Source organism: Pontivivens marinum (assembly GCF_900231835.1).
In the GTDB taxonomy this organism is placed as follows: Bacteria; Pseudomonadota; Alphaproteobacteria; order Rhodobacterales; family Rhodobacteraceae; genus Pontivivens; species Pontivivens marinum.
On the sequence record NZ_OCTN01000001.1, the window covers coordinates 893877 to 919090 of the forward strand.

At 58.8% G+C, this 25214-nt stretch carries 22 protein-coding genes; 11 read left to right on the forward strand and 11 right to left on the reverse strand.

The window, feature by feature from the left end:
• Positions 1-63: 63 nt before the first annotated feature.
• The 3 genes from CR254_RS04505 (at position 64) to CR254_RS04515 (ending at position 4038) form a co-directional block, all read left to right on the forward strand.
• Positions 64-2304, forward strand: coding sequence for an adenosylcobalamin-dependent ribonucleoside-diphosphate reductase (locus tag CR254_RS04505; protein ID WP_097928591.1), 2241 nt, complete (start codon positions 64-66; stop codon positions 2302-2304).
• Positions 2305-2531: 227 nt separating this feature from the next.
• Positions 2532-3491, forward strand: coding sequence for a lipid A-modifier LpxR family protein (locus CR254_RS04510; RefSeq protein WP_097928592.1), 960 nt, complete (start codon positions 2532-2534; stop codon positions 3489-3491).
• A 184-nt stretch (positions 3492-3675) separates the two neighbouring features.
• A complete protein-coding gene (locus tag CR254_RS04515) occupies positions 3676-4038 on the forward strand; it encodes a tautomerase family protein (protein WP_097928593.1) in 363 nt (120 codons plus the stop codon).
• A gap of 56 nt (positions 4039-4094) precedes the next feature.
• On the opposite strand, the gene CR254_RS04520 is transcribed toward CR254_RS04515, so the two are convergent.
• The 8 genes from CR254_RS04520 to CR254_RS04550 form a co-directional block, all read right to left on the reverse strand.
• Complete coding sequence (locus CR254_RS04520; RefSeq protein ID WP_097928594.1) at positions 4095-5522, reverse strand: alanine/glycine:cation symporter family protein; 1428 nt, start codon at positions 5520-5522, stop codon at positions 4095-4097.
• 194 nt (positions 5523-5716) lie between these two features.
• Positions 5717-7249: an ATP-dependent DNA helicase gene (locus CR254_RS04525; protein ID WP_097928595.1), complete on the reverse strand. Its 1533-nt coding sequence runs from the start codon at positions 7247-7249 to the stop codon at positions 5717-5719.
• A 46-nt stretch (positions 7250-7295) separates the two neighbouring features.
• A complete protein-coding gene (gene dprA, locus CR254_RS04530; protein ID WP_245851375.1) occupies positions 7296-8393 on the reverse strand; it encodes a DNA-processing protein DprA in 1098 nt (365 codons plus the stop codon).
• Between the two features lie 47 nt (positions 8394-8440).
• Positions 8441-8794 (reverse strand): DUF805 domain-containing protein, encoded by a 354-nt coding sequence (locus CR254_RS04535; RefSeq protein ID WP_097928596.1) that lies wholly within the window; start codon positions 8792-8794, stop codon positions 8441-8443.
• Positions 8795-8807: 13 nt separating this feature from the next.
• A complete protein-coding gene (gene plsY / locus CR254_RS04540; protein ID WP_425440236.1) occupies positions 8808-9434 on the reverse strand; it encodes a glycerol-3-phosphate 1-O-acyltransferase PlsY in 627 nt (208 codons plus the stop codon).
• Positions 9431-10720 (reverse strand): dihydroorotase, encoded by a 1290-nt coding sequence (gene pyrC, locus CR254_RS04545; RefSeq protein WP_180955878.1) that lies wholly within the window; start codon positions 10718-10720, stop codon positions 9431-9433. The genes plsY and pyrC overlap by 4 nt, the downstream gene beginning before the upstream one ends.
• Positions 10717-11178: a hypothetical protein gene (locus tag CR254_RS17855; RefSeq protein ID WP_145996700.1), complete on the reverse strand. Its 462-nt coding sequence runs from the start codon at positions 11176-11178 to the stop codon at positions 10717-10719. Before CR254_RS17855 ends, pyrC begins: the two co-directional genes overlap by 4 nt.
• 61 nt (positions 11179-11239) lie before the next feature.
• Positions 11240-12166 (reverse strand): aspartate carbamoyltransferase catalytic subunit, encoded by a 927-nt coding sequence (locus CR254_RS04550; protein WP_097928597.1) that lies wholly within the window; start codon positions 12164-12166, stop codon positions 11240-11242.
• Between the two features lie 248 nt (positions 12167-12414).
• Between CR254_RS04550 and CR254_RS04555 the strand changes: the two genes are divergently transcribed.
• The 5 genes from CR254_RS04555 (at position 12415) to rnr (ending at position 19983) form a co-directional block, all read left to right on the forward strand.
• Positions 12415-13413, forward strand: coding sequence for a DctP family TRAP transporter solute-binding subunit (locus tag CR254_RS04555; protein ID WP_097928598.1), 999 nt, complete (start codon positions 12415-12417; stop codon positions 13411-13413).
• Between the two features lie 160 nt (positions 13414-13573).
• Positions 13574-16240, forward strand: a complete 2667-nt coding sequence (gene topA, locus CR254_RS04560; protein WP_097928599.1) for a type I DNA topoisomerase — start codon at positions 13574-13576, stop codon at positions 16238-16240.
• A gap of 107 nt (positions 16241-16347) precedes the next feature.
• The gene (locus tag CR254_RS04565) at positions 16348-17079 is read left to right on the forward strand and encodes a hypothetical protein (RefSeq protein ID WP_097928600.1); all 732 of its coding nucleotides are present in this window, start codon (positions 16348-16350) and stop codon (positions 17077-17079) included.
• A gap of 86 nt (positions 17080-17165) precedes the next feature.
• Entirely contained in the window at positions 17166-17663 is a 498-nt protein-coding gene (locus CR254_RS04570; protein WP_097928601.1) for a DUF892 family protein, read from the forward strand.
• A 91-nt stretch (positions 17664-17754) separates the two neighbouring features.
• Positions 17755-19983: a ribonuclease R gene (gene rnr, locus CR254_RS04575; protein WP_097928602.1), complete on the forward strand. Its 2229-nt coding sequence runs from the start codon at positions 17755-17757 to the stop codon at positions 19981-19983.
• A 108-nt stretch (positions 19984-20091) separates the two neighbouring features.
• Here the strand turns inward: rnr and CR254_RS04580 are convergent, their stop codons facing one another.
• Positions 20092-20436: a DUF2794 domain-containing protein gene (locus CR254_RS04580; RefSeq protein ID WP_097928603.1), complete on the reverse strand. Its 345-nt coding sequence runs from the start codon at positions 20434-20436 to the stop codon at positions 20092-20094.
• 267 nt (positions 20437-20703) lie between these two features.
• On the opposite strand from CR254_RS04580, the gene CR254_RS04585 reads away from it, so the two are divergent.
• On the forward strand, positions 20704-22272 hold the full coding sequence (locus CR254_RS04585) for a gamma-glutamyltransferase family protein (RefSeq protein WP_097928604.1): 1569 nt from the start codon (positions 20704-20706) through the stop codon (positions 22270-22272).
• A gap of 4 nt (positions 22273-22276) precedes the next feature.
• Here CR254_RS04585 and hspQ read toward each other — a convergent pair whose 3' ends face one another.
• Complete coding sequence (hspQ, locus tag CR254_RS04590) at positions 22277-22603, reverse strand: heat shock protein HspQ (RefSeq protein ID WP_097928605.1); 327 nt, start codon at positions 22601-22603, stop codon at positions 22277-22279.
• Between the two features lie 178 nt (positions 22604-22781).
• Between hspQ and CR254_RS04595 the strand changes: the two genes are divergently transcribed.
• Together CR254_RS04595 and CR254_RS04600 are read left to right on the forward strand one after the other, a co-directional pair.
• A complete protein-coding gene (locus CR254_RS04595) occupies positions 22782-23372 on the forward strand; it encodes a transglycosylase SLT domain-containing protein (RefSeq protein ID WP_097928606.1) in 591 nt (196 codons plus the stop codon).
• Positions 23373-23438: 66 nt separating this feature from the next.
• Positions 23439-24344: a LysR family transcriptional regulator gene (locus tag CR254_RS04600; protein WP_097928607.1), complete on the forward strand. Its 906-nt coding sequence runs from the start codon at positions 23439-23441 to the stop codon at positions 24342-24344.
• 1 nt (position 24345) lies between these two features.
• On the opposite strand, the gene CR254_RS04605 is transcribed toward CR254_RS04600, so the two are convergent.
• On the reverse strand, positions 24346-25164 hold the full coding sequence (locus tag CR254_RS04605) for an ABC transporter permease (protein WP_097928608.1): 819 nt from the start codon (positions 25162-25164) through the stop codon (positions 24346-24348).
• Between the last annotated feature and the right edge of the window lie 50 nt (positions 25165-25214).

Sequence of the window (25214 nt, forward strand, 5' to 3'; positions counted from 1 at the left end):
GACACATTTGGTGCTGGCCTCATACTCGGCATATCCTCCATTCCCTAGATCGCAGGTCGTGTCATGTCCGATTTCGCAGCCCCAATCGCGCAACAGATTTGGGAGATGAAGTACCGTTTCCAACCACAGGATGGCGCTGGGGCGGATGAAACCGTTGACGATACTTGGCGGCGCATCGCGCGTGCATTGGCCAGTGTTGAGGACGATCCCGCCCTGTGGGAGGACCGTTTTCACGCCGCGCTGTCCGAATTCAAATTCCTGCCCGCAGGCCGGATCGTTGCAGGGGCCGGAACAGGGCGCACCGTCACGTTGTTCAACTGTTTCGTCATGGGCACGATACCGGATTCACTCGGTGGCATATTTGACGCCCTGCGTGAGGCCGCCCTGACCATGCAGCAGGGTGGCGGGATCGGCTATGACTTCTCCACCATCCGGCCAAAGGGCGCGCCGGTTGCCGGTGTTGGGGCCGATGCGTCGGGGCCGCTCAGCTTTATGGATGTCTGGGATTCCATGTGCCGCACGATCATGAGCGCAGGCGCACGGCGCGGTGCGATGATGGCAACGATGCGCTGCGATCACCCTGATATTGAGGATTTCATCACCGCCAAGCAGGATTCAACCCGTCTGCGCAACTTCAACCTGTCCGTTCTGGTCAGTGATGCATTTATGGAGGCGGTTGAGGCAGGTCACACATGGGATCTGACCTTTGGCGGCACGGTTTACCGCACCGTAAAGGCCCGCGATCTGTGGGACCTGATTATGCGGTCCACTTATGATTACGCGGAACCGGGCGTCATTTTCATTGACCGGATCAATCGCCGTAACAACCTATATTATGCTGAGGAAATCGCGGCGACGAACCCCTGTGGTGAACAGCCATTGCCGCCCTATGGCGCGTGTTTGTTGGGATCAATCAATCTCGCCCGACTGGTCACTGAACCGTTCACCGACGATGCCGCTTTGGATGAGGGCGCGCTGACCGAACTGGTCGCCATGGCTGTGCGGATGATGGACAATGTTGTCGATAGCTCCCGCTTCCCCCTGCCCGAGCAGCAGGATGAGGCACAGGCAAAGCGGCGCATCGGGCTGGGCGTTACCGGCCTTGCCGATGCGTTGCTGATGGTGGGACAGCGCTATGGCTCGGTCGAGGCGGCGCAACAGACCGAACATTGGCTGCATCAAATCGCCCGCGCCTCCTACCTCGCCTCGGCGCAGTTGGCGGCGGAAAAGGGGCCGTTCCCACTGTTCGATGCGGAGGCCTTTCTAGGCTCGGAAACCATGATGGAGATGGACGCAGATGTCCGCCGCGCCGTCAGCAAGCATGGCATCCGCAACGCGCTGCTAACCTCCATCGCACCGACAGGCACGATTTCGCTGTTCGCGGGCAATGTGTCCAGCGGGATCGAGCCTGTCTTTGCCTATTCCTACACCCGCAAGGTTTTGCAAAAGGACGGCACGCGCACCGAGGAGGACGTGGTCGATTACGCGGTAAAGCTGTATCGCGACCTGCACGGCGATGGCCCCCTGCCCGATTATTTCGTGAACGCACAAACCCTGGCCCCGTCGGATCATGTTCGCATGCAGGCGGCCGCCCAGAAATGGATCGACAGTTCCATCAGCAAAACCATCAACTGCCCAGCCGATATTGATTTCGAAACCTTCAAGGATGTCTACCTGCAAGCATGGAATACAGGCTGCAAGGGCTGCACAACCTATCGCCCCAACGCCGTCACAGGCTCTGTTCTAAGCGTGGACACCCCCGCCGAACCGACCGTTGAGATGCCGCAATTCGACGCCCCCATTGCCCGCCCCGATGCGGTGGACGGTATGACCTACAAGATCAAATGGCCCGATTCCGAACATGCGATCTACATCACGCTGAACGATGTTGTGGTGGACGGGTTGCGGCGCCCGCTCGAAATCTTCATCAACTCCAAAAATATGGAGCATTTCGCGTGGACCGTGGCGCTGACCCGCATGATCTCCGCTGTGTTCCGGCGCGGCGGCGATGTCAGCTTTGTCGTTGGAGAGCTGAAGGCCGTGTTCGATCCGCGTGGCGGCGCATGGATGCAGGGGAAATATGTACCCTCAATTCTGGCCGCCATCGGCGGTGTGATCGAGCGGCACATGATAGCAATCGAGTTCCTGCCTGCACAGGGCAGCACTCTCAGCCCTGATCCGGTAGCCCCACAAATCAGCACCACAAAACCCGGACCAGCCTGCCCAAGTTGCGGAGCATATGAACTACGGATGCTAGAAGGCTGCCTTACCTGCGGAAGCTGTGGATTCTCTAAATGCTCGTGACGCGATATGTCGCAAAATTGCGTCTCAATACCGAACATACCGACCGTGCAAAATGCACAAGATAAGCGAAATACACCCCTAAAAAACTATACCAAAGTATAAATTGATACTCAATCTCGCGCATCGACCGACCCAATTACTCAATCATAATTATGAACTATCTTTTACACAGGTTCAAATTTCCAGTGTACCTTCGGAAATGTGTCCAGCGACCGAGAGGATAATCCATGATTTCGTTCATAAAGGCTGCCTGCCTCACAGCAGTAGTTACCCTGTGTCCTATAGCGGCAAGTGCCGACGGATTTAGTCTAGGCGGCCAAATCGGCTCTATTGGTAACTTCACAAATGATGCTATAGGTGACGGCAATGATCGCTGGCAATCTGCGTCGTATCAGCGCTCATGGTTCTACAACGGAAATGTTTTCGCGCCGGATGATGCTGTGGAATTCCGCCTACGCGGCCAGATCGTGTCACCATGGACAGGTCAGTCCGATTATGTCGATCCTGCCAATCCAGGCGCAGGCGCGGTTTCCAGAAACCGGTCATACGGCTCGGCCTTGGGCTTCGCTGCATATGCGCATACCCGTACCGGAGCGTTCGAAACGCGTATTGGTGCCGAATTACTGGTCATTGGCGGGCAAACAGGCCTGCACAGCTTGCAGCATCAGGCGCACGACCTCCTCGGACTGGACAGCAGCTATGACGGGCGCAACCGCAATGACCCGCGTATCTCGAACTCGATCGGGGGCACTGTCGAGGTTGAATTTGCAGCGAACTACTCGATCCAGAACGAGTTCCGTGTGCGGCCCTATGCCCTTGCCCAAGCAGGCAGTGAGACAACGGTGCGGTTTGGCAGTGATTTCATCTTTGGCCCCCTCGCCGTATCGGACGAACACCGCTGGACCCGTGATGCCGTTACGGGAATGCCGCTAACCGCCGGAATGCATGACATCGAAGGCTTCAGCTTCATTGCTGGTGCGGATATTGGCCATGCAGAATCATCATATCTGTTCCCGAACAACTCCCAAGTCGATATCGAAGAAACCCGTGTGCGTGCCCGACTAGGGGTACAGGCAAAAATTGGCATGTTTAGTGTCATGTTCGGCCAGACATGGATGAGCGAAGAATTTGACGGACAGGACGAAGCACAGCGCATCGGTTCGCTCTCCATCGGGTTCCGGATTTAAGAGCAACTGTGGCATACGCGATGAGCGCGTGTGCCACGCTAGATTGCTTCTAGCGAACACAGCCCAGCCGCCACGTTGCCCATCACAATCGTGATCGGGCCATGGCTTGAGGCAAATTATCCGCGATGCTTAACTTAGCGCGCGCCCTTGCGTGGCGCCAAATAAGTATCGGAAGGAAATTCCCATGCCCGTAATTCGTGTCGAGGTTCCCGAAGGAACAGAGCAAACCATCAAAAGGCGCATACGCGAGGGCGTAAAGCAGGCCGTGCTGGATACGCTCGCGCCTAAAGAGATCAAATATGACTATGTCGCCGTTCGTGAAGCCTTCGGCGAGATTGGTGACGGCCTGCCGCTGGTCACTGTTGACCTGCGCCCCGGTCGCGAGGCCGATCGCAAAAAGGCCCTGACTGATGCCATCGCCGCGATCCTACAGACCGAACTGGGCGTGGACCCCATCGACCTATACGTTCTGTTCCGCGAGAATCCTGCGAAAAACCACTACACCGGCGGCACGCCGCTGGCCGATTGGGTGCCGTCGGATCAATAAACATCAGGCCGCAGCACATAGCTGCGGCTTGATCTATTTCTAACTAGGCCGCGTCGTTAGGCGGAGGGGTGATTCCACGCCTCACGGTCAATATCCAGATCAGCATAGGCGTCTGGATCCAGCACCGGCCGCTCTACCCCTGCCTTTAGCTGAGCACGGAAATCGCGCAGCAACCGCATCGCGACAGGGAACAGCATCATAATCGCCAGCAGGTTAACCAGCGCCAGAATGCCCATCATCGGGTCGGAGAAGAAGAACACCGCCGTTGCGCCCGGTGCAGTTGCCCCCAGAAACACGATGCAGATAATGGCGATACGCAAAACCAAAATACCCACCGGGCTTTTGGTCAGGACCGCCATCGCATTCTCACCTAAATAATAGTTGTAGATGATCGACGAGAACGCAAATAGCAGGATCGCGCCGGTCAGGAAGTACTTCACCCACTCACCCATATGCGAAACCATGGATTGCTGGGTCAGCGCAACGCCATCAATCCCCTCGGCACCCGGAACGTAGACATCGCCCAGCAGGATCACAAAGGCCGTGCAGGTACAGATGATGATCGTATCGATAAAGACCGAGAAGGATTGCGTAATGCCCTGACTGATCGGGTGACGCACCTCAGCCGTTGCCGCCACGTTCGGGGCCGAACCCAGACCGGCCTCGTTCGAGAACAGACCACGCCGCAGACCCTGCGCGATTGCAGCTCCCATGCCGCCGCCGACAGCCTCCTGAAGACCGAATGCATTGGTAAAGATATCGTAGAGCACACCGGGGATGCTGGTGATGTTCATCAGGATAATAATAACCGCGATCCCCAGATAACCGACAGCCATGATCGGCACGATGACGTCCGCTGCCTTTGCAATGCGGCGAATACCGCCAAAGATGATCACAGCAGAAACCGCTGACAGCACAACGCCCGTCCACAAACGATCAATGCCAAGGCTATCCTGCATCGCACCGGCAACCGTATTGCCCTGAAACGCATTAAACCCTAGGCCAAATGCCGCGATCAGACAGATGGCATAAACGACAGCCAACCACCGGTACTCGATACCCAGACCGTAAATAATCGCACTGGCCGGACCACCACGATAATCACCATCGCCGACCTTACGCTTGAACAACTGCGCTAGTGAGCTTTCGACAAGGCTGGTCGCCATGCCAACCAGCGCAATCGCCCACATCCAGAACACAGCACCCGGACCACCCAGCGAAATTGCGACCGCCACGCCAGCAATATTACCTCCGCCAACGCGCCCACCAACGGACAGCAGCAGCGCCGCACGGGCGGAAATCTGGTTGGGATCGGCGGAATTATTATTGCTAGACAATACGCGGAACATGCGCCGGAAAAACTGGAACTGCACAAAGCCGGTTGTGATCGTAATGAACACGCCGAAAATCACCAAAATCGGGATAAGCGACCATCCCCATGTCAAATCACCGATCTTACCGAAGATATATTCTAGGAATTCCATGGCCACCTACCCTTTGATGTAACGCAACGCCCGTAGCTGTTTGTTTTGAAACCGGATTACGTCCCTATATTACATAGAGAATTTGATACCGGCCCTGATGTAACATCAAATCACGAAGGGCAAGCAAACGGGGGAAACTTTACGCACCTGCTGCAAATTTGCGTAAATTTCCCGCAAAATGCCCAATTGGCGCGTCAGATCGTTGGTTCTGCCTGCAATGTTAGCACAGAAGGCTCAGGATTACGCAGATCCTCAATTCCCAACGGGGCTGATGGACGGGCCAGTCGGTACTTCGTCACCCAATGCAGCCGAGTTTCCGCCCGCGTGATCGCCACATAAGCCAGCCGTTTCCATAGCGCGATGCCTGCCTCGGTCCGGCCCATCCGCGCCGCGCCATATAGGTCGGGGGCGAAAACCTGCACTTCGGACCATTGCGAGCCCTGCGCCTTGTGGATTGTGCAGGCCGCACCGTGGACGAAAGCGGCACCCATGCGGGCAGCGGACGGGATGAAGGGTTCCTCCTCATCCGGCTTCTCAATCTTGATAATCGTCGCCGCATTTACCTGCGGCTCCTCCGCCCCCATCACATAGAGGCGCGAAAATCCCGGCTTGCGCCCCTCGCCCATGAACACGCATTGCGCGCCTTTGATCAGACCGCGCGCCTCAAGGTCGATACGTTTTTTACGATGTTTAAGGGGCAGTTCGACCCCATCACAGATCAGTGGCTCACCGGGTAGCAGCGCAAATTCAGGGGCCTGATGCGCGGCCCGAAATGCGGAAATCAGCCGGATACGGGTCGCGTTGCGCCAGACCAGCACCGGAGAGCGCGCCATCAGTTCCGCATCAACCCGCTGCGCCACAACCACGCGATCATCCTGTCGCGCGGCATCCTCGATCATCCGCTCGAAATCCTCGAATTGCAGGTCAGGGTCGGCCAGCGCGTGGGCCAAGTCCAGAATTGGGCTGTCAGCCTCCTGCCGGTGAACGCGGTCCAGCATCCGTTTGCATCCCTCGGGCAAGGCATCAAACACCATGGAGCCGGATTGCCCAACAGGCGCCAACTGCGCCGGATCGCCAAACAGCACGAGGGTTGAGAAAATCTCTCGCAGGTCGTTCATCTGTTTGTCGTCGAGCATCGAGGATTCATCGACAAAGCCGATATCCAGCGGATCGTCCCGCCGTTTCCACCCCGTGATAAAATCAGACCCGCGCAGCCCCGCAGCGGCCAACGCGCCCGGAACGCTCGGTTGTTGCTGATAGAAGGCATGGGCGCGGTCCAGTGCCTCCTCCGTCAGGCCCTCAATCGTGGGGCGGTCCCCCTCACCTGCCAGCCATTCAGCGATTTTCTCATATTCGGGGTCGTAAACCGGCGTGTAGATGATGCGGTGGATCGTCGTCGCAGGTACGCCGCGATTGCGCAGCACGCTCGCCGCCTTGTTCGTCGGGGCGAGGATGGCCAGCGTGCGTTTTTCCGCCCGCTTGCGGCTTTCCCAATCGCCCGAGATTGTCTCCAACCCCATATCGCCAAGCGCCTTGACCAATTCGGCCAGCAGCAGCGTTTTGCCTGATCCCGCCTTGCCCATCACCGCCAGAATCGAGGATTTCGCCCCCTCGACCGCCGGAACAGTGGTGCCATTGACCATATCCACCCCAGCCGCGCCGAGCAGGTCAGAAATGGCGTCCCAGGCTTGGGCCTGATCGTCGGAATATTGTACGGGAAGCGTCATGCCGTGACCCTATCCACACGGCCCGCTGGCCACCAGTCTAATTCAATCAGGCCAGCGTGATCATACCACCGGGATGTCGGGCAATTGCACCTGACAGCTCCATATCCATCAATGCCGCCATGACCTGCCCTGCGGGGCGGTCGATCTGCCGGATCAACTCATCCTCGGCCACCGGCGTGGGGGATAATAGCGCAGCCAAGGCATCACCGACTCCATCCGATGGTGGCTCAGGCGCCCAAACCAACTGTTCCTCAGAAATTCCCATGGGTGAGGGCATTGCCAGTGCCTCAACCACATCGCTGGCGGACCGGACCAGCCCCGCCCCCTCACGTATCAATCGGTTGCATCCGGCGGCGCGGGCATCGAAAGGATGCCCCGGTACGGCCAGCACCTCACGCCCCTGTTCTAGCGCCATGCGCGCAGTGATCAGCGAGCCGGATCGCTCCGCCGCCTCAACCAGCACGATGCTGTCCGACAGGCCGGAAATGATGCGATTGCGGCGTGGAAAGTGTTTTGCCATGGGGGCCAGCCCGGGAGGGGCCTCAGTCAGTAGGGCACCTTGCGCGGCGATCCGCTCAGCCAAATCGAGGTTCTGCGGTGGGTAAATCGTATCAATTCCGCCCGCCATCACGGCAATCGTACCGGTTTCGAGCGCCGCCTCATGCGCGGCGGTATCAATACCCCGCGCCAATCCTGAAACGACAACGTGGCCCAGCTCCCCCAGCTCCGCCGCGAGTGTTCGTGCCATGCGCAACCCCAATGCAGAGGCATTGCGCGCGCCGACCATTGCTGTCGCTCCACGATCATGGTCAGGCATTGAGCCGCGCATCCAGATCAGCATGGGTGCATCAGGCAATTGCCGTAATCGTTCGGGGTATCCCGCTTGGTCCAGCAATAGCGGCACCGCACCAACATCGGCGGCCATCGCCACCTCGCGTTCCACTGCTGCCATATCAACGGGGCGATACCCCTTCATCCCGCCGCGCGCGGCATGTTCTGGCAATGCGGCCAGCGCCTGCGCCGTGGAGCCGTAGGTCGCAATCAAGCGGCGAAACGTCACCGTTCCCACACGGGGCGAACGGGCCAGCGCCAGATGGGTAATCAGCGTATCGCGGTCAGGCAGGTCTGTATCGAGGTCAAGCAAGGCAAATCTCCTTGCCCCACCTGACCTCGATTCGGGTTAACGCACCGTTAAGCCTGCTTTGGATTCTCACCATAGGCATTCGCGCCCTGCTGGCTGTCCTGCACGGTGAAGAACAGCAACACCAACCATCCGACGATTGGCACCAACACGATCAGCAGCCACCAGCCCGACTTACCCACATCGTGCAAGCGGCGGATAGAAACCGTCAAGCTGGGGATCAGGACCGCCAAACCGAACAGGATCGACAGCAGCGAGATGCCCAAAATGCCATCAACAACGCCCGTCGCAATATTGCCGAGGATCATGGCCAGCGTGAACCACCAATACTCAGACCGCCGCGCACGCCCCTCAATGACCATATATTTTGCCAAAACGGCCTGTACAGCTTCGGAAAAGCCCATCTGTTATCTCCTACTAGGACTTGCCGATTTTCGGCTCTGTCCTGCTAATAATACGCGCGATATTGGCGCTGTGCTTTATGAAAATCAGTGCGCCTAGGCACACGGCGAGCCAAATCACAGGCTCCGCCGCGGTTACCCACAACCACACAGGGACCAGCGCCGCCGCAACCAATGCCGCCAGCGACGACATTCGGAGAACAAACGCAGTCACCAACCAAGTGGCGCAGGCCAGCAAGCCCGCAGGCCAGTGTAATGCGAGGATTACGCCCAGAAAGGTTGCAACGCCCTTTCCGCCCTTGAACCGCAACCATACCGGATAGAGATGCCCCAGAAACGCGCCCAGCGCCGCAACCTGAGCGGCCAGCATTCCGTACATCGACATCGCGATCAGCACAGCCACCGCGCCCTTACCGCCATCCAGCAGCAGGGTCAGCGCTGCGGCCTTCTTGCTGCCGGTGCGCAACACATTCGTTGTGCCGATATTGCCCGAGCCGATTTTACGCACATCGCCAAGCCCGAAAACCCGCGTCACCAGCAACCCGAACGGGATTGAACCAATCAGGTAGCCCGCGACGAAAATCATCGCCAAGGCAGGGCCCGCGCGGTCCCACCCCATGATATCCGGCAACCATGCGCTCATGCTTCGTCTCCCGCGTAGACTCGGGTTCCAGCGACCCATGTTCCCAGCACCTTGCCCTGCATCCTGCGCAAGTCATAGGGGGTGTTCTTGGACTTCGAGGCCAGCGACCACCGGTCCAGCACATAGGGCAGATCGGGATCGAACAGGATCAAATCCGCAGGCGCGCCAACGGTCAGCCGCCCGCATTCCAGCCCCAACAACCTTGCGGGGTTCAACGACAGCTTTGCGAACAGTTCCGGCAGGGTCAGATACTCACCATGCACCAGTTGCAACGCGGCGGGCAGCAGGGTTTCCAGCCCGACAGCACCACTGGCGGCTTCCTCGAACGGCAGGCGCTTGCTCTCCTCATCCTGCGGGGTGTGCATCGAGGAGATGATGTCGATATCACCGTCGATCAGCGCGGTCAGGATGGCAAGGCGATCCTCCTCGGAGCGTAGGGGTGGTTTGACCTTAAAGAAGGTCCGGTAATCCGCCACGTCGAACTCATTCAACGTCAGATGGTGAATCGAGGTTCCCGCCGTCACCGGCAAACCCGCTGTCCGCGCACGGCGCAGGATCGGCAGGGCCGCCGCCGTTGTGATCTGATCCGCATGCCAGCGCACACCGCTTGCCTCAACCAAGGCCAGCTCACGCTCCAGCCCCATCCGCTCGGCCAAGGGGGAAACCGCCGGCAGACCCAATTGCGAGGCATACTGCCCCGAGGTCATGCACGCGCCCTTGGACAATTGCGGTTCCTGCGGGTGACCTATCACCAACGCGCCAAGGCCCGCCGCATAGGTCAGCGCGCGCGACAGAACCTTGGTATCCGCAACCACAGCATCGCAATCGGTAAAGGCGACAGCACCGGCATCGGTTAGGAACCCGATCTCCGTCATTTCACGCCCCATGCGCCCCTTGGTTAGGGCGGCCATAGGCAGCACATTTACGGGGGTGTCATCCTCGGCCCGCTCAATCTGAAACCGTACCATTTCGGGGGTGTCGATGGTCGGCTCGGTATCGGGACGGGTCACGATGGTTGTCGTTCCGCCACGCACAGCCGCACGACCCGCGGAGCGGAAACTTTCCTTGTGCCGCTCACCCGGTTCGCAGATTTTCACCCCGATATCCACGATCCCGGGCGCGAGGCATTTACCACCGCAGTCAATTTGAGTGCGCGCGCTAAACTGCTGAAGATCAACGGGGTTTTCGAACACCTCCCGCACCACACCATCCTCGATGAGGAGCGCGCCAAGAGTATCGGTGCCTGCTTCGGGATCAATCAGGCGGGCATTGTAGAGAAGGGTCATTTGGATATCGCTTCGTATCTCACCCCAAGCGGAGACTTTCGAACTGGACCCTTTGTTCCCAATGGGTTTTTGCAATTTCGGCATCTATAATCGTGGCCACTCTCTAAATCGACTTTCTCAGCGCGGAACAATTTATCTTGGTCCACATAACACTGATGGCAGTATGGTGCACCTACGCGCTTGCCATCACTATCCAACTGATAAAGCAAGCCGTTTTCATCTTCAAAATTCGTTTCGACCTTAGCGTCCCGCTTGAACTCCGAGATTTCATCCCGAAGCAAAGACTCCCGTTCTAGCGCATCCTGCAAGGCGGATTTAAGGTCGAGCACACTCCCGCGAATTTCAATGAGCGCCTCTTTGGCTTCGTTTGGATCTTTTTTTCCAATTGCACCCGTGACTTTTTCGATAAGAGCCAACGGGCCATTAGCGATTGCTAGTCCTGCCGCGATCTCAATCATTAAAAAGTATCCTCTTTTTGAATTAAGAAATCGCAACGTGGAATAAAATATGAACGATCACTCATCCCCGCCCCTCACCCAGCATCTCCAGTACAGCCATGCGGACAGCGACGCCCATTTCGACCTGTTCCTGAATGACAGAGCGGTTGATGTCGTCGGCGATTTCACCGTCGATCTCGACCCCGCGGTTCATCGGGCCGGGGTGCATGACGATGGCATCGGGTTTAGCGTGGGACAACTTGGCTGCATCCAGACCGAAGCGGTGGTAGTATTCACGCTCGGACGGGATAAAGCCGCCGTCCATGCGTTCGCGTTGCAGGCGCAGCATCATAACGACGTCCGCATCCTTTAGGCCGGTTTCCATGTCATCCGTGACCTCAACCCCGAATTTCTCGATCCCGGGAGGCATCAGGGTGCGCGGTCCGACCAAGCGGACGCGGTTTTCCATTTTACCCAGCAGCATGATGTTGGATCGTGCCACGCGGCTATGGGCAATATCGCCACAAATCGCCACGGTCAGGCGCTGCAAGCGGCCCTTGCGACGGCGAATGGTCAACGCGTCTAGCAAGGCCTGCGTCGGGTGTTCATGCTTGCCATCGCCCGCATTAATCACCGCGCAATTTACCTTTTGCGCCAACAGGGCCACCGCGCCGGAATTGGGGTGACGCACGACCAGCAAGTCGGGGTGCATGGCGTTCAACGTCAGGGCCGTGTCGATCAGGGTTTCGCCCTTTTTGATCGAACTGGCCTGCATCGCCATATTCATCACATCAGCGCCCAGACGTTTGCCCGCGATCTCGAAGCTCGCCTGTGTGCGGGTCGAGTTCTCGAAGAACATGTTAATCTGGGTCAAACCGGCCAGACTGTCCTTGCGCACGGCACGGCTGTCAGGGGTGGTCGCGAAGGTATCCGCCCGATCCAGAATCGCAGTAATATCACTGGGTTTCAGGTGCTCGATTCCCAGAAGATGCCGATGTTCGAACATCACGTATTCCTCTCTGCCGCCTCGCCGCGCGTTATGTCAGGCGGCATGGTGCGGGGCAAGCGTGTGGATATCGTGTCATCATAGTCGTGCAAATGGGTAGACCACTACACCTACAAACTTAATCCCTGATAAAAGCTGAACAAATTCGTTCACTCACCTTGATTACGCCGTGTTACGACTAAAAAACGCCCAGATCACACCCAATAAGAATTGGGGGACCGGGTGACGACTCGGAAATAGGGGGAATTTTGATGCGAGCGATTTCATATACCGTAGCGCTGGCTGGCGTACTGGCAACGACTTCTGCAATGGCGCAATGCGACCCGGGCGAGGAAGTCATCCGCTTCTCCCACGTTACAGCCGAGCAAGGCCACCCCAAGGGTGAAGCCGCTTTGCTGCTGCAAGAGCGCGTCAATAACGAGCTGGACGGCCGCGCCTGTATGGAGGTCTACCCAAGCTCCACCTTGTTCAACGACGACGACGTGCTGCCGGCCATGCTGCGCGGCGAGGTCGAAATGGCCGCGCCGTCATTGTCCAAATTCAGCAGCTACACGCAAAGCCTGCAATTGTTCGATCTGCCCTTCCTGTTCGAGGATATGCTGGCGGTCGAGGAATTCCAGAACTCTGATGCGGGCCAGGCGCTAAAGGAAAGTATGGTGGATGAGGGCCTGCTGGGTCTGGAGTTCTGGCATAACGGGATGAAGCAATTTTCGGCCAACCGCCCGTTGATCCAGCCCTCTGATGCCGCCGGATTGCGGTTCCGCATCCAGCCCTCCGCCATCCTGAATGCACAGATCGAGGCACTGGGTGCCACCGCAACGCCGATGCCCTTTAGCGAGGTTTACGCGGCCCTCGAATCAGGTGGAGTCGACGGGCAGGCCAATAGCTGGTCCAACATCTACACGCAGTCCTTCCATACCGTGCAGGACGGCGTGACGGAGAGTAATCACGGCATTCTCGACTATCTGGTCGTAACCTCGACCACGTGGTGGGACGGCTTGGACCCCGAATTGCGCGACGATCTGGCCCAAATCCTGCTGGAGGTCACGCATGAGCGGAACCGCTTCGCATTTGAATTGGGTGAGCTGAACAAGATCCGCGTCCGGCAGGATGGCGTGCGTATCCGTCGGCTGGACGCAGAAACGCGCGCCGCATGGGTCAGTGCGCTGGCACCAGTGTGGGCACAGTTCGAGGATGAAATCGGGCTGGACCTGATCAACGCAGCCGAGGCCGCTGAGGGCGGGCTGTAATATCGAGGCGGCAGCGGCGAAATATTGCCGCTGGATGCCCAAATCAGGGCGATAATGCGGGGTCCGCCTTCAATGTGGACTCCGTGCCCCGTTGACACTTGGCACACCTGCACCCATTTTCCCGCAACAAACGGGCCTGGGGTCCGCTGGGGGAGAATTCATGCCAGTCGTCGTCGTCGAGAGCCCTGCTAAAGCAAAGACCATCAACAAGTATCTAGGGTCGGACTTCACTGTTCTGGCATCCTATGGTCATGTTCGTGACTTGCCCCCCAAGGATGGATCCGTCGATCCTGACGATAATTTCGAGATGAAGTGGGAGGTGGCCACCGCCTCGCAAAAACACATCAAGGCCATTGTCGAGGCCCTGAAGACCGACGACAAACTGATCCTCGCGACCGACCCTGATAGAGAGGGTGAGGCAATCTCGTGGCACTTGCAGGAGGCGCTCACCAAACGCCGCGCCATCAAAAAGTCCACTCAGGTTGAGCGTGTGGTGTTCAACGCCATCACCAAAACCGCCGTGACCGAGGCAATGAAAAACCCCCGTCAGGTCGATATGGAGCTGGTGGAGGCATATCTGGCCCGCCGCGCGCTGGATTATCTGGTAGGCTTCAAACTGTCCCCCGTTCTGTGGCGTCGCCTGCCCGGTGCGAAATCCGCAGGCCGTGTGCAATCCGTCGCACTGCGCGTCATCGTTGAGCGTGAGATGGAGATCGAGGCGTTCAAGGCGCGCGAATACTGGACCGTCAAGGCGATGCTGGAAAGCCCGCGCGGCCAGAACTACGAGGCCCGCCTGACCCATCTGGGTGGCAAAAAGCTGGATCGCTACGATCTGGCAACCGGTGAGGCGGCGGAACTGGCCGTTGCGGCGATTAACTCCCGCGATATGACCGTTCTGAATGTTGAGGCAAAACCGGCGACCCGCAATCCGGCGGCTCCGTTCATGACCTCGACCTTGCAGCAGGAGGCCAGCCGCAAATTCTCATGGGGTGCGCGTCAGACGATGAACGTGGCGCAGCGGCTCTATGAGGCAGGCTACATCACCTATATGCGGACCGACGGCATCGACATGGCGCCAGAGGCCGTGACCGCCGCACGCGATGCCATCGGTGCGCGTTATGGCAAGGAATACGTGCCCGCCACCGCCCGCGTTTATAAAAACAAGGCGAAGAACGCGCAGGAAGCGCACGAATGTATTCGCCCCACCGAACTGACTCGCGCGGCGGAGGAACTGCCCTCCACGGTCGAGGCGGAGCAGCGCAAGCTGTACGATCTGATCTGGAAGCGGACCATCGCATCGCAAATGGAAAGCGCCAAGCTGGAGCGGACCGCCGTTGAGGTTGGCTCGACAGATGGTGAGGTTGTGCTGCGCGCCACCGGTCAGGTCGTCACCTTTGACGGTTTCCTCAAGGTATACGAGGAAGGCCGCGATGATGTTGAGGCAGATGACGCAAAGCGCCTGCCCCAGATCACCGCAGGTGAGGCCGCGAAGAAGGAATCGGTTACACCCGAGCAGCACTTCACCCAGCCCCCACCCCGCTATACCGAGGCAACTCTGGTCAAGCGGATGGAGGAACTGGGCATTGGCCGTCCGTCCACCTATGCCAGCATCGTCACCACGATTCAGGACCGCGATTACGTCCGCAAGGATAAGAACCGCCTGATCCCCGAGGATAAGGGCCGTCTGGTAACAGCCTTCCTTGAGAATTTCTTCCGCCGCTATGTGTCCTATGATTTCACGGCGAAATTGGAGGAGGATCTCGACCACGTTTCGGCGGGCGAGGCAGATTGGCACAAGCTGCTCGAACGGTTCTGGGTCGATTTCAAGATTGCCTTGGACGAAACCATGGACCTGTCGATCACGGCAGTGCTTGAGAAAATCAACGAGGTTCTGGAACCGCATCTGTTCCCCGCCAAGGAGGACGGCTCCGACCCACGCCTATGCCCCAATTGCGGGCAGGGTCGCCTGTCGATGCGCACGGCACGGTCCGGCGGCGCGTTTATCGGCTGCTCGAACTACCCCGAATGCCGCTACACCCGCCCCATGGCGGGCGAGGTTGAGGGCGGCGATGTGGCTGGTCCCGATGGTAAGCTGCTGGGTCATGATGATGAGGGCGTTCCCGTCACCCTGCGCACCGGTCGTTTTGGCCCCTATGTCCAACTCGGCGAACCGACCGAGGAGGCCCCCAAGCCCAAGCGCGCCTCCATCCCCAAGGGGACGGAACTGGAAAAGGTCGATCTGGCCATGGCGCTGCCCCTGCTGGCCCTGCCCCGCTTTATCGGCAAGCACCCAGATGGCGGCGATATCGAGACCAATATCGGGCGCTTCGGCCCCTATGTCATGCTGACCGAGCCATTGCCCGAGGATGCCGGCGCCAAGGATAAACCCAAAAAGGTTTACGCCAACCTCGCCGACCCCGAGGAAGTGCACATAATCGGCCTGAACCGTGCCGTTGACCTGATCGAACAGAAAAAGCTGAACCCCGGGCGGCGCGGCGTGGCAGCCGAGCCGCTGAAACAGCTTGGCGATCACCCAGATGGCGGGCCGATCAACGTGATGAAGGGGCGTTACGGCCCCTACGTGAAGTGGGAAAAAATCAACGCGACCCTGCCCAAGGACGTGGAGCCTGAAACCGTCACCATGGAACAGGCACTGGCGCTGATCACGGAAAAGGCGGGCTCGAAGCCCAAGAAGAAAGCACCCGCCAAAAAAACGGCTGCGAAAAAGAAACCTGCCGCGAAAAAGAAGGCTCCGGCTAAGAAGGCAGCCCCTAAAAAGGCCGCCACGCCAGCCGCTGATCCTGACGTGGTAGATGACGAAAGCTAACCGACACAGCACAGTCAGGGTAACGGCCAAACCGGCTGTTGCTCTGGACTGTACCTGTCGTAGCTGCATTTATGCGGCAACAGGCCAATTCTGGCCGGAGGCTGCATATGACGACCCTTAAAATCGGCTCGGGTGACTTCACCGTAATGGGTGCGGCGTTCGGGCATAACAAACCCGATCCAATCAGCCCGCTGATGACACCGCGTGCCGTGCATGATGCCGCACTGCGCGTACCGCTGCGATTCGGCATGGGGCGCTGGGACTGTGCGCGCCTTGCCAAACTGGACGAACCGCAACAGGTCGAGGCGATGCAGGCCTTCGTCAACAGCGCCCGCACGACCCACTGGTTGCGCCACGATGTCACGATGCGGACGGATGACACGATCTCGCTGACCGACGCGGCGGAGGCGGAGCTGTGGCGGCGGGTTGAGGAAAAAACCGATCTGGGCCACGCGGAGTTAACCGAATGGGTCCGGAAAACCTTTGGCAAACCACGCCACCACGCGGATTTAACACCGTGGCTGGGGCAGATAATGCCGCATTACAGCTTTACCCTGCATATGGGGCTGGTCCCGATGATGGTCAGCCTGCGCCCCGCCGACGATACCCTGCCCGAGGGGATCACCCTGACGCTGAATATCCTGGTTGAGGGCATGTATAACGTTGATGTCACCAACCAATGCACCGTACCCCCGCGCCCCGTTCGGCAAATCCTGCCCCTGCGCGGTCTGGCCGGATCAACCGAGGATGCAAAGCGATGGGCGATCAATACCGCCCGCCTGACCGCCAAGCATAACCCCGTATTGAGCAGCCTGCTGGGTCGCCTGCGCAAACTGTGAACAGCAGCGGCCGGAAACTTCGGAACCACAGCCATACCCACACGTTGATCGGACCTAACCCATTCGATTAACGAAAGGATTACATAATGGCTTTTTCGAATCTGAACGAGATTTATATCGACCAGATGCAGGACATTTATTCCGCCTGCAAACAATCCCGCGCTGCGACGCAGGAACTGCATGACGCCGCCACTGATCCGGCATTGCGCGATGCGCTGGCCGCCGGCGTTACCGGCATTCAGGATGGCATGGACACGCTTTCCACGATCCTGTCTAGCCATGACGCAAATCCGGATGGTGAGTTTTGTCGCGGGATGGAGGGGCTGGTGAAGGAAGTTCACGCCCATGTTCTGGGTCAGGACTTCACCGATTCCGATGTTCGCGATGCGATGATTATCACGCAATATCAACGGATGGCGCATTACGCCATTGCCGGTTACGGGTGCTGCAAAGCATTTGCGCACAGGCTGGAGCTGGAGGACGATGCCAAGCGCCTCGATACCTGCCTCAGCGCCAGCTATGATGGCGATAGCACGATGAGCGATCTGGCAATCGGCGGGATCAACCGCGCCGCTGCGGCCTGATCCGCCACGAAACGCATGGTTTTGCGCCCCGTCTGCATTTCGCGGGCGGGGCGCTCTCGTTTCCGGCTGCGGGGCGTGCTAAGGCGAGCACATGAAAGACTTTCCAAGCAAAGAGCAGATCCTCGACTTTATCCGCGCGAACCCTCGCGCCAGTGGTAAGCGTGAGATCGGCAAAGCCTTTGGCATCAAGGGCAACGCGCGTATTGAGCTGAAACGCTTGCTGCGTGAAATGGCCGATGAGGGCCTGATCGAAAAGGGGCGCAAACAGTTCCGCAAGGCGGGCGAACTGCCCCCTGTTGCCGTTTTGCGCGTCATGGCCCCCGATAGCGATGGCGACCTGTGGGCCGAACCCCTGCAATGGGACAGCGAGGATGCCCGCCCCCGCGTGGCAATCGCCCCCGGTCGTGGCGACAAGGCCGTGGGTGAGGGCGATCAGATCCTCGTTAAGATCGACCGTGGTGAGCAAGGCTATTTCGGCAAGGTCATCCGCAAAATCGGGTCCGGCCCGCAGAAGGTTCTGGGCATTTTCCGTCAGCAGGAATTCGGCGGTCGTATCATTCCGGTCAATAAAAAGGCCGATAAGGAATGGATCGTACAACCTGGCGATCGCAACGGCGCACGCGATGGCGAACTGGTTGAGGGCGAGCAAATCGGCCGCAGCGGTCATACTGGCCTGCCCAAGGCACGCATCGCCGCACGGCTGGGCGATCCAGCCGCCCCCAAATCCGTCAGCCTGATTGCAATCCACGAGCATGGCATCCCCGATGCTTTCCCCGATGAGGTCGTCAAACAGGCGATCAAGGCGAAACCCGTTACGTTGGGCGAGCGTGAGGACCTGCGGCATCTGCCCCTGATCACCATCGACCCGTTCGACGCGCGCGACCACGATGACGCCGTCGCAGCGGAGGCAGATACCGATCCCGCGAATGAGGGCGGACATGTCGTCTGGGTCGCGATTGCCGATGTGGCTCATTATGTCACCCCCGGCTCGCCATTGGATGCGGAGGCCCGCAAGCGTGGCAACTCCACCTATTTCCCCGACCGCGTCGTGCCGATGCTGCCCGAGGAACTGTCCGGCGATCTGTGTTCATTGCATGAGGGGGTAGACCGCCCCTGTATCGCGCTGCGCATGCAATTGAACGCGCAGGGTCAAAAGATCGACCACCGCTTTACCCGCGCGCTGATGCGCTCCCCCGCTTCGCTCAGCTACGAGGAGGCGCAAGCCGCCATTGATGGTGAGGTAACGGAGCGTACAGAACCCCTGCTCGACTGGGTGCTGCGTCCCCTATGGGCCGCTTATGAGGCCGCGAAAATCGCACGGGCCGCACGGGCGCCGCTGGATCTGGACTTACCCGAACGCAAAGTGGTCCTGACCGAAACAGGTGAGGTAAAAACCGTCGCCTTCCGCGACCGGTTCGACGCGCATAAACTGATCGAGGAATTCATGATCCTCGCCAATGTATGCGCCGCCGAAACGCTGGAACGGGGCCAACGCCCGTTCCTGTACCGCGTGCACGAGGAACCCTCGACCGCGAAGCTGGATCAATTGCGTGAGGTGGTGGACAGCGTCGGCATGGTGCTGGCCAAGGGGCAGGTGCTGAAAACCTCGCATCTGAACGCCCTGCTGAATGACAGCGCGGGGCAGGAACATGCCGAGATGATCAACGTCTCGGTCCTGCGCTCGATGATGCAGGCATATTATGCGGCGGAAAATTTCGGCCATTTCGGGTTGAGCCTCGCCCGCTATGCGCATTTCACGTCTCCAATCCGGCGCTATGCGGATTTGATCGTGCACCGTGCGCTCGTCTCGACCCATCGTTGGGGCAGTGACGGACTGACCCCCACGGATGAGGACCGGATGGCCGAAACGGCGGAACATATTAGCCAGACCGAGCGTCGATCCATGCTGGCTGAGCGTGACACGACCGACCGCTACCTCGCCTCCTATCTGGCGGATCGCATCGGGAATGAGTTCGAGGGCAAGGTCGCAGGCGTCGCCCGCTTTGGCCTGTTCGTAAAGCTGGACGAGACCGGCGCAGACGGCCTAATCCCGATCAGCCGCTTGGGTCGCGAATATTGGAGCCACGACCCCGACACGCAAACCCTGCAAGGGGACCGTTCGGGTCGGATCATCGGTTTGGGAATGCCCGTAACCGTCCGGCTGGAGGAAGCGGTGCCCGTCACCGGCGGCCTGCTGTTCGAGCTATTATCGGTTGAGGATCGCGCCATGCCCAAGGGCAATTCAGGCCCCCGTCGCGGCGGCCCAAAGCGTAAGCTGACCAAGTCGAAAATCCGGCGTAATAAATCACGACGCTCGTAAAATATACCCGCTGCCACCTGGCGTTCCGAAGCAAGCTTCGGCCCGCCGATGGTGGTGGCGATGTGACCTCTGACAGGCGCGCCAGTGGACGCATGAAAGCGCCCAGTGCTACTGATCCACCGCGCGGATCAACTTACGCTCCAACACGCGCAGTACGGTTTTCAGTTCATGCCCCCGCTTCAGGATATGGCCATCCATCCCGATCACCGCATACATGCCCTGCGCGCGCGCCAGTTTGGGCCGTTTTTCAATACGATACAGGGGATGTTCCGCCGCACGCCGGAAAACGGAGAAGACCGCAACCTCACGTAGAGCGGAAATGCCATAGTCGCGCCACTCGCCTGCGGCGACCATACGACCGTATAGCGACAGGATAACGTTCAACTCGGTCCGGTGGTAGCTGACTACCTCATCCGGTTTACGGGATCCGTTCAGGTTTGTGACGACACTCATAGTGCAAAAATATGCGGTTTGCGTGGTTAGGCAAGCACACAGATCAGATTAAGGCAGAGGCGCCTAAAACTCTTCCCGAAACAGCCCGATTTTGCCCGCTTTCCCGCCATGATTTTCCCGTTTAACGATAGTGCGGCACACGGGACGATCCTATTTCATGCCCCCAAACTGAATTCGGATCATTCGGTGTGCCGTACCTTTCCTAACAGTTGAATCCTGATGTCGATCCGATAGGGTCTGCCCTCCTACGACATAGCGAGGTGCCCCATGCGCGATTTCCACCTACCCGGCCGGTCCCCTGTTTTTGCAACGAACGGCATGTGCGCAACGTCGCACCCGCTGGCCGCTGGAATTGCCATTGATACGCTAAAGCGTGGGGGAAACGCTGTGGATGCAGCCATTGCGGGGGCAGTCCTGCTGGGGCTGTGCGAACCGCAAATGACCGGATTGGGCGGCGATATGTTCGCCCTGATCGCCAAGGACGGCACCATTCGCGGGTTGAATGCATCTGGCCGCGCACCTGCTGGCATCAGTGCCGATAAAATGCGCGCCGATGGGCACCAGACCGTTCCGACCTACGCTGTTGAGGCTGTCACCGTACCGGGCGCGGTAGACGGGTTTTGCAAGCTGTCGGCGGAGATGGGGCGTCTGGGCATGGCCGACACCCTAGGCCCTGTGATCCCCTATTTCGAAAGCGGCGTCCCAGTCGCCCCCCGTGTGGCTGATGATTGGACCAAGGCGGGCAACCTCAGCGGAATCGCGCGCGACTATTTTCTGGTGGACGGCGCAGTTCCCACGGCAGGCACGATGTTCAGCGCCGCCGGTCAGGCCGAAGTGCTACGCCAGATCGCGGATAAGGGCCGCGCAGGCTTTTACGAGGGGCCGGTCGCACAGGATATGGTTGCCTCGCTACGGGCTATGGGCGGCACACATACGCTGGCCGATTTTGCCGCCACCGATTGCGACTGGGTGGAGCCGGTCACCGGCACCTATCGCGGAACGGAACTGGTCGAATTGCCGCCAAACGGATCAGGAGCGACCGCGCTGCTGATGCTGAACATGCTGGAGCGGTTCGACGTTGTCGCACTTGATCCCTTTGGTGCGGAGCGTGCCCATCTGGAGGCCGAGATCGCAAAGCTGGCCTACGACACCCGCAACCGCTTTATCGCGGATGCGGCGCATACAACGCGGCTGGATCACATGCTGTCGGCGCAGACGGCGCAGCAACTTGCCGCGCTGGTGAACATGGATCACGCGATGCCCGCCCCGCAGCCGCTGGCTGAACAGGTTCACAAGGATACGATCTATATCACGGTTGTAGACGGCGATGGCCTGTCCGTCAGCCTGATCTATTCGATCTTCCACAGCTTCGGGTCCGGCCTTGCCTCCACCAAATACGGGATCGGGTTCCAGAACCGCGGGGCGGGCTTCACCCTACAACAGGGACACCCGAACGAGGTTGGCCCGGGCAAGCGCCCGATGCACACCATCATCCCCGCGATGTTCAAGCGGAACGGACGGGTCGAAATCCCCTTTGGCGTAATGGGCGGGGCCTATCAACCGAACGGTCATACGCGGTTGCTGTCCAACCTGCTCGATTACGGCATGGACCTGCAATCGGCGATCGACGCGCCGCGCAGCTTTGGCGCGCTGGGTCCGATGGATCTGGAAAACGGCTATGCGCCTGCGGTCTGGGACGCATTGCGGGCCAAGGGCCACGCGGTGCAATCGCCCGAAACCGCAATTGGCGGTGCGCAGGCAATCCGCATCCGGCCCGATGGTGTGCTAGAAGGCGCCAGTGACCCACGTAAGGATGGCTGCGCCCTAGGCTATTGAGCGGTCAGTGCGCGACACCCGACAGGCGATAGCGTCCATCCTCCAACGTGTGGAACATCCCGCCAATATCGGGGTGATCCACAGGTTCACCACTGTCATCTGCCAACAGGTTTTGCTCTGAAACATAGGCCACATAGTAGCTGGTGTCGTTTTCGGCAAACAGGTGGTAAAAGGGCTGATCCTTGCTGGGTCGGTGCTCCTCAGGGATGGTTTCCCACCATTCGTCCGAGTTCGAAAACTCCGGATCTACATCGAAAATGACACCGCGAAATGGATGGACGCGGTGACGCACCACATGCCCGATCGCAAATTTCGCTTCCTTAACTGTCATTCTCATTCCTTTCTTGTTGCATCGGCAGTGATACGGATAACACCGCAAACTGTCCAGCGTGGGCCATTGCGCCCTATCCCTATGATTTTGACCACCCAAGACCGGTCTGATCGTGCTATGGTCCCGTCAGAGGCCTGACAAACAGGTCCGCCGAGCAGTGACAGTACAGGTGACAATAATGAGGATCATCCAGTTTGCCCGCCTTGCGGGTATCGCGATGCTATGCGCGTTAGCATCATGCGGTGGCCGTGGGGATAGCGACAGCGCATCGCGCGCGGATGCCCCCCCATCTAATACATTCAACATTTGCGCGATTTTCGACGAAAAACCGCACTGGCGCACCCATATGGAGGCCGCCGCTGCACGGTATAACACCCCCGTCCATGTCATGATGGGCATCATGTGGCGCGAAAGCCGGTTTCGCCAACATGCCAGCCCGGGCACAACATCGGCCTATGGCTATGCGCAGGCGATCAATTCGACATGGGATTGGTACAAGGACGTTACGGGAAATCGGCATGCCCGCCGCGATAACTTCGCCGATGCGGCTGATTTTGTCGGTTGGTACATGACGCAAACCGTGCGGCAAAACGGGCTGGCGACCAGTGACAGCTTTGCTCACTACCTCGCCTATCATGAGGGGCATCGTGGCTTTACCCTTGGCACATATTGGCAAAAGGAATTTCTGCTCAATGCCGCAGCCGAGGTGCAAACCATGACGGGAACCTATCAATTACAACTAAACGGGTGCCCCAGTCGCAGAGCGTGATCGACGATCCGTTGACAATCGGCGTCAGAATGACTTTCTGATGCAGATACGGAAACGGAGACTCTGATGGATCGTCTGGCAGAAATGGAAGCGTTTATCGCTGTCGTGGACCAAGGTGGCTTCACCGATGCGGCGCGAAAGCTGAATATTTCGAAAAGCGCGATCTCGAAGCATGTCTCCAGCCTTGAGGCGCGATTGGGCGCGCGACTGCTAAACCGCACGACCCGTCGGGTCAGCCCAACGGAAATCGGGCTGGCCTATTATGACAAGGCCGGTCGCGTCCTGTCCGAGGCTGGCGACGCGGATGCCATGGTCACCTCCATGCAATCCGAACCCCGTGGTGAGCTGCGATTGTCGGTTCCTGTCGGGTTCGGCACGACCCACATCTCCGAAGCAGTTGCCGCGTTCCTGCAACAGTATCGCGACGTTTCCATCCACATGACCATGGATGACCGCTTTGTTGAGCTGGTTTCCGAGGGATTCGATCTGGCCATTCGTATCGGCAACCTGCCCGATTCCAGCCTGCGCGCGCGAAAATTAGGCGAGGCAACCGGCCTGCTGGTCGCCTCGCAGGATTATCTGGACAGACGCGGAACTCCGCAAAGCATTGAGGATCTGTCCGACCACGACTTGCTGCACTACTCGAACCTATCCACCGGCAATTTCTGGCGTTTGGTCAGTGAGAATGGCGTGGAAAAACAGGTGCGCGCAGGCGGCAAACTGACCGCCAATAACGGTGAGGCATTGCTGCGCGCGGTTGAGGCAGGGCTAGGCATTTCAGCCGTGCCAACCTTCATCCTGCGCGATTCAATCGAGATGGGCCGCACAGTCGAAATCCTGCCCCAAGTGCGCAAACCGCTACTAGGCATCTATGCCGTCTATCCGCCCGGCCGTTTTCCACAGCCAAAGCTGCGCGCCTTTGTTGAATTCATGGCCGCACATTTCAAAAAGCAAGGCGATGTAATCTGGTAGGTTACTCCGTCCCGTAGCTTTGCCGTGCACGCATCGCAAACTCACCCGTGAACCCGATCGCCAGCGCGGCGAGCGTGAAGTACAGCGGATACTCAATCGACGTATATCGCGGGATATAGTTGATAAAGGCATGGCCCCGCGCCTGATCAATCGCGTGGAACAGCGGGTTCCAGCTGAAAAACGGCAGATAGGCAGATGGCAGCGCATTGGCGACAAACATCTTACCGCTCGTGATCATCTGCGCCCGTCGATACACCTGATAAAACATCGGTATCACACTGGGCGCGAGGGGCGAGAACGCCATAAATAGCAACCCTACAGACAGACCACTGGCCCATGCCAGAAAGAATGGCAGCAGCATTCCGGCGGGATTATAAACCTCCAGATGACCACGGATCAGATAGGCCGTGCCCATAATCACGATCACCGACAGCACAACGATGTATAGCTGGTTGACCGCAGCAGCGAGGATGCTGAGCAGTGTCGATGTCTTGGCATAAAACAACATGCCTGCACTGGCATGGCCTGCACCCTTTAGGTTTTGCACGGCCTGAATATGCGCCAGATACAGGAAAATCCCCGTCATCATAAACAGCAGGAAATCACCGCGAATGACTGCCGTGCGACCGAACACCTCGAACATCACATAGAAAACAGTGAACAGCAGCAATGGCTTCATCAACAATCCGGCAAGGCCCAGCATCGACCCGCCCGTTGCCGACCGGAAGGATCGCACGATCGAGATATAGCTCAGCTCGAACAGGCTGAGGCTGGATTCCCAGAATGTTGTACTGCGGTGATATTTCTGTAGGCGGGGCATCGCGGCCAGTCCTTGTAAGACGACGGTAGGTATCTCATACATTAGTCGAG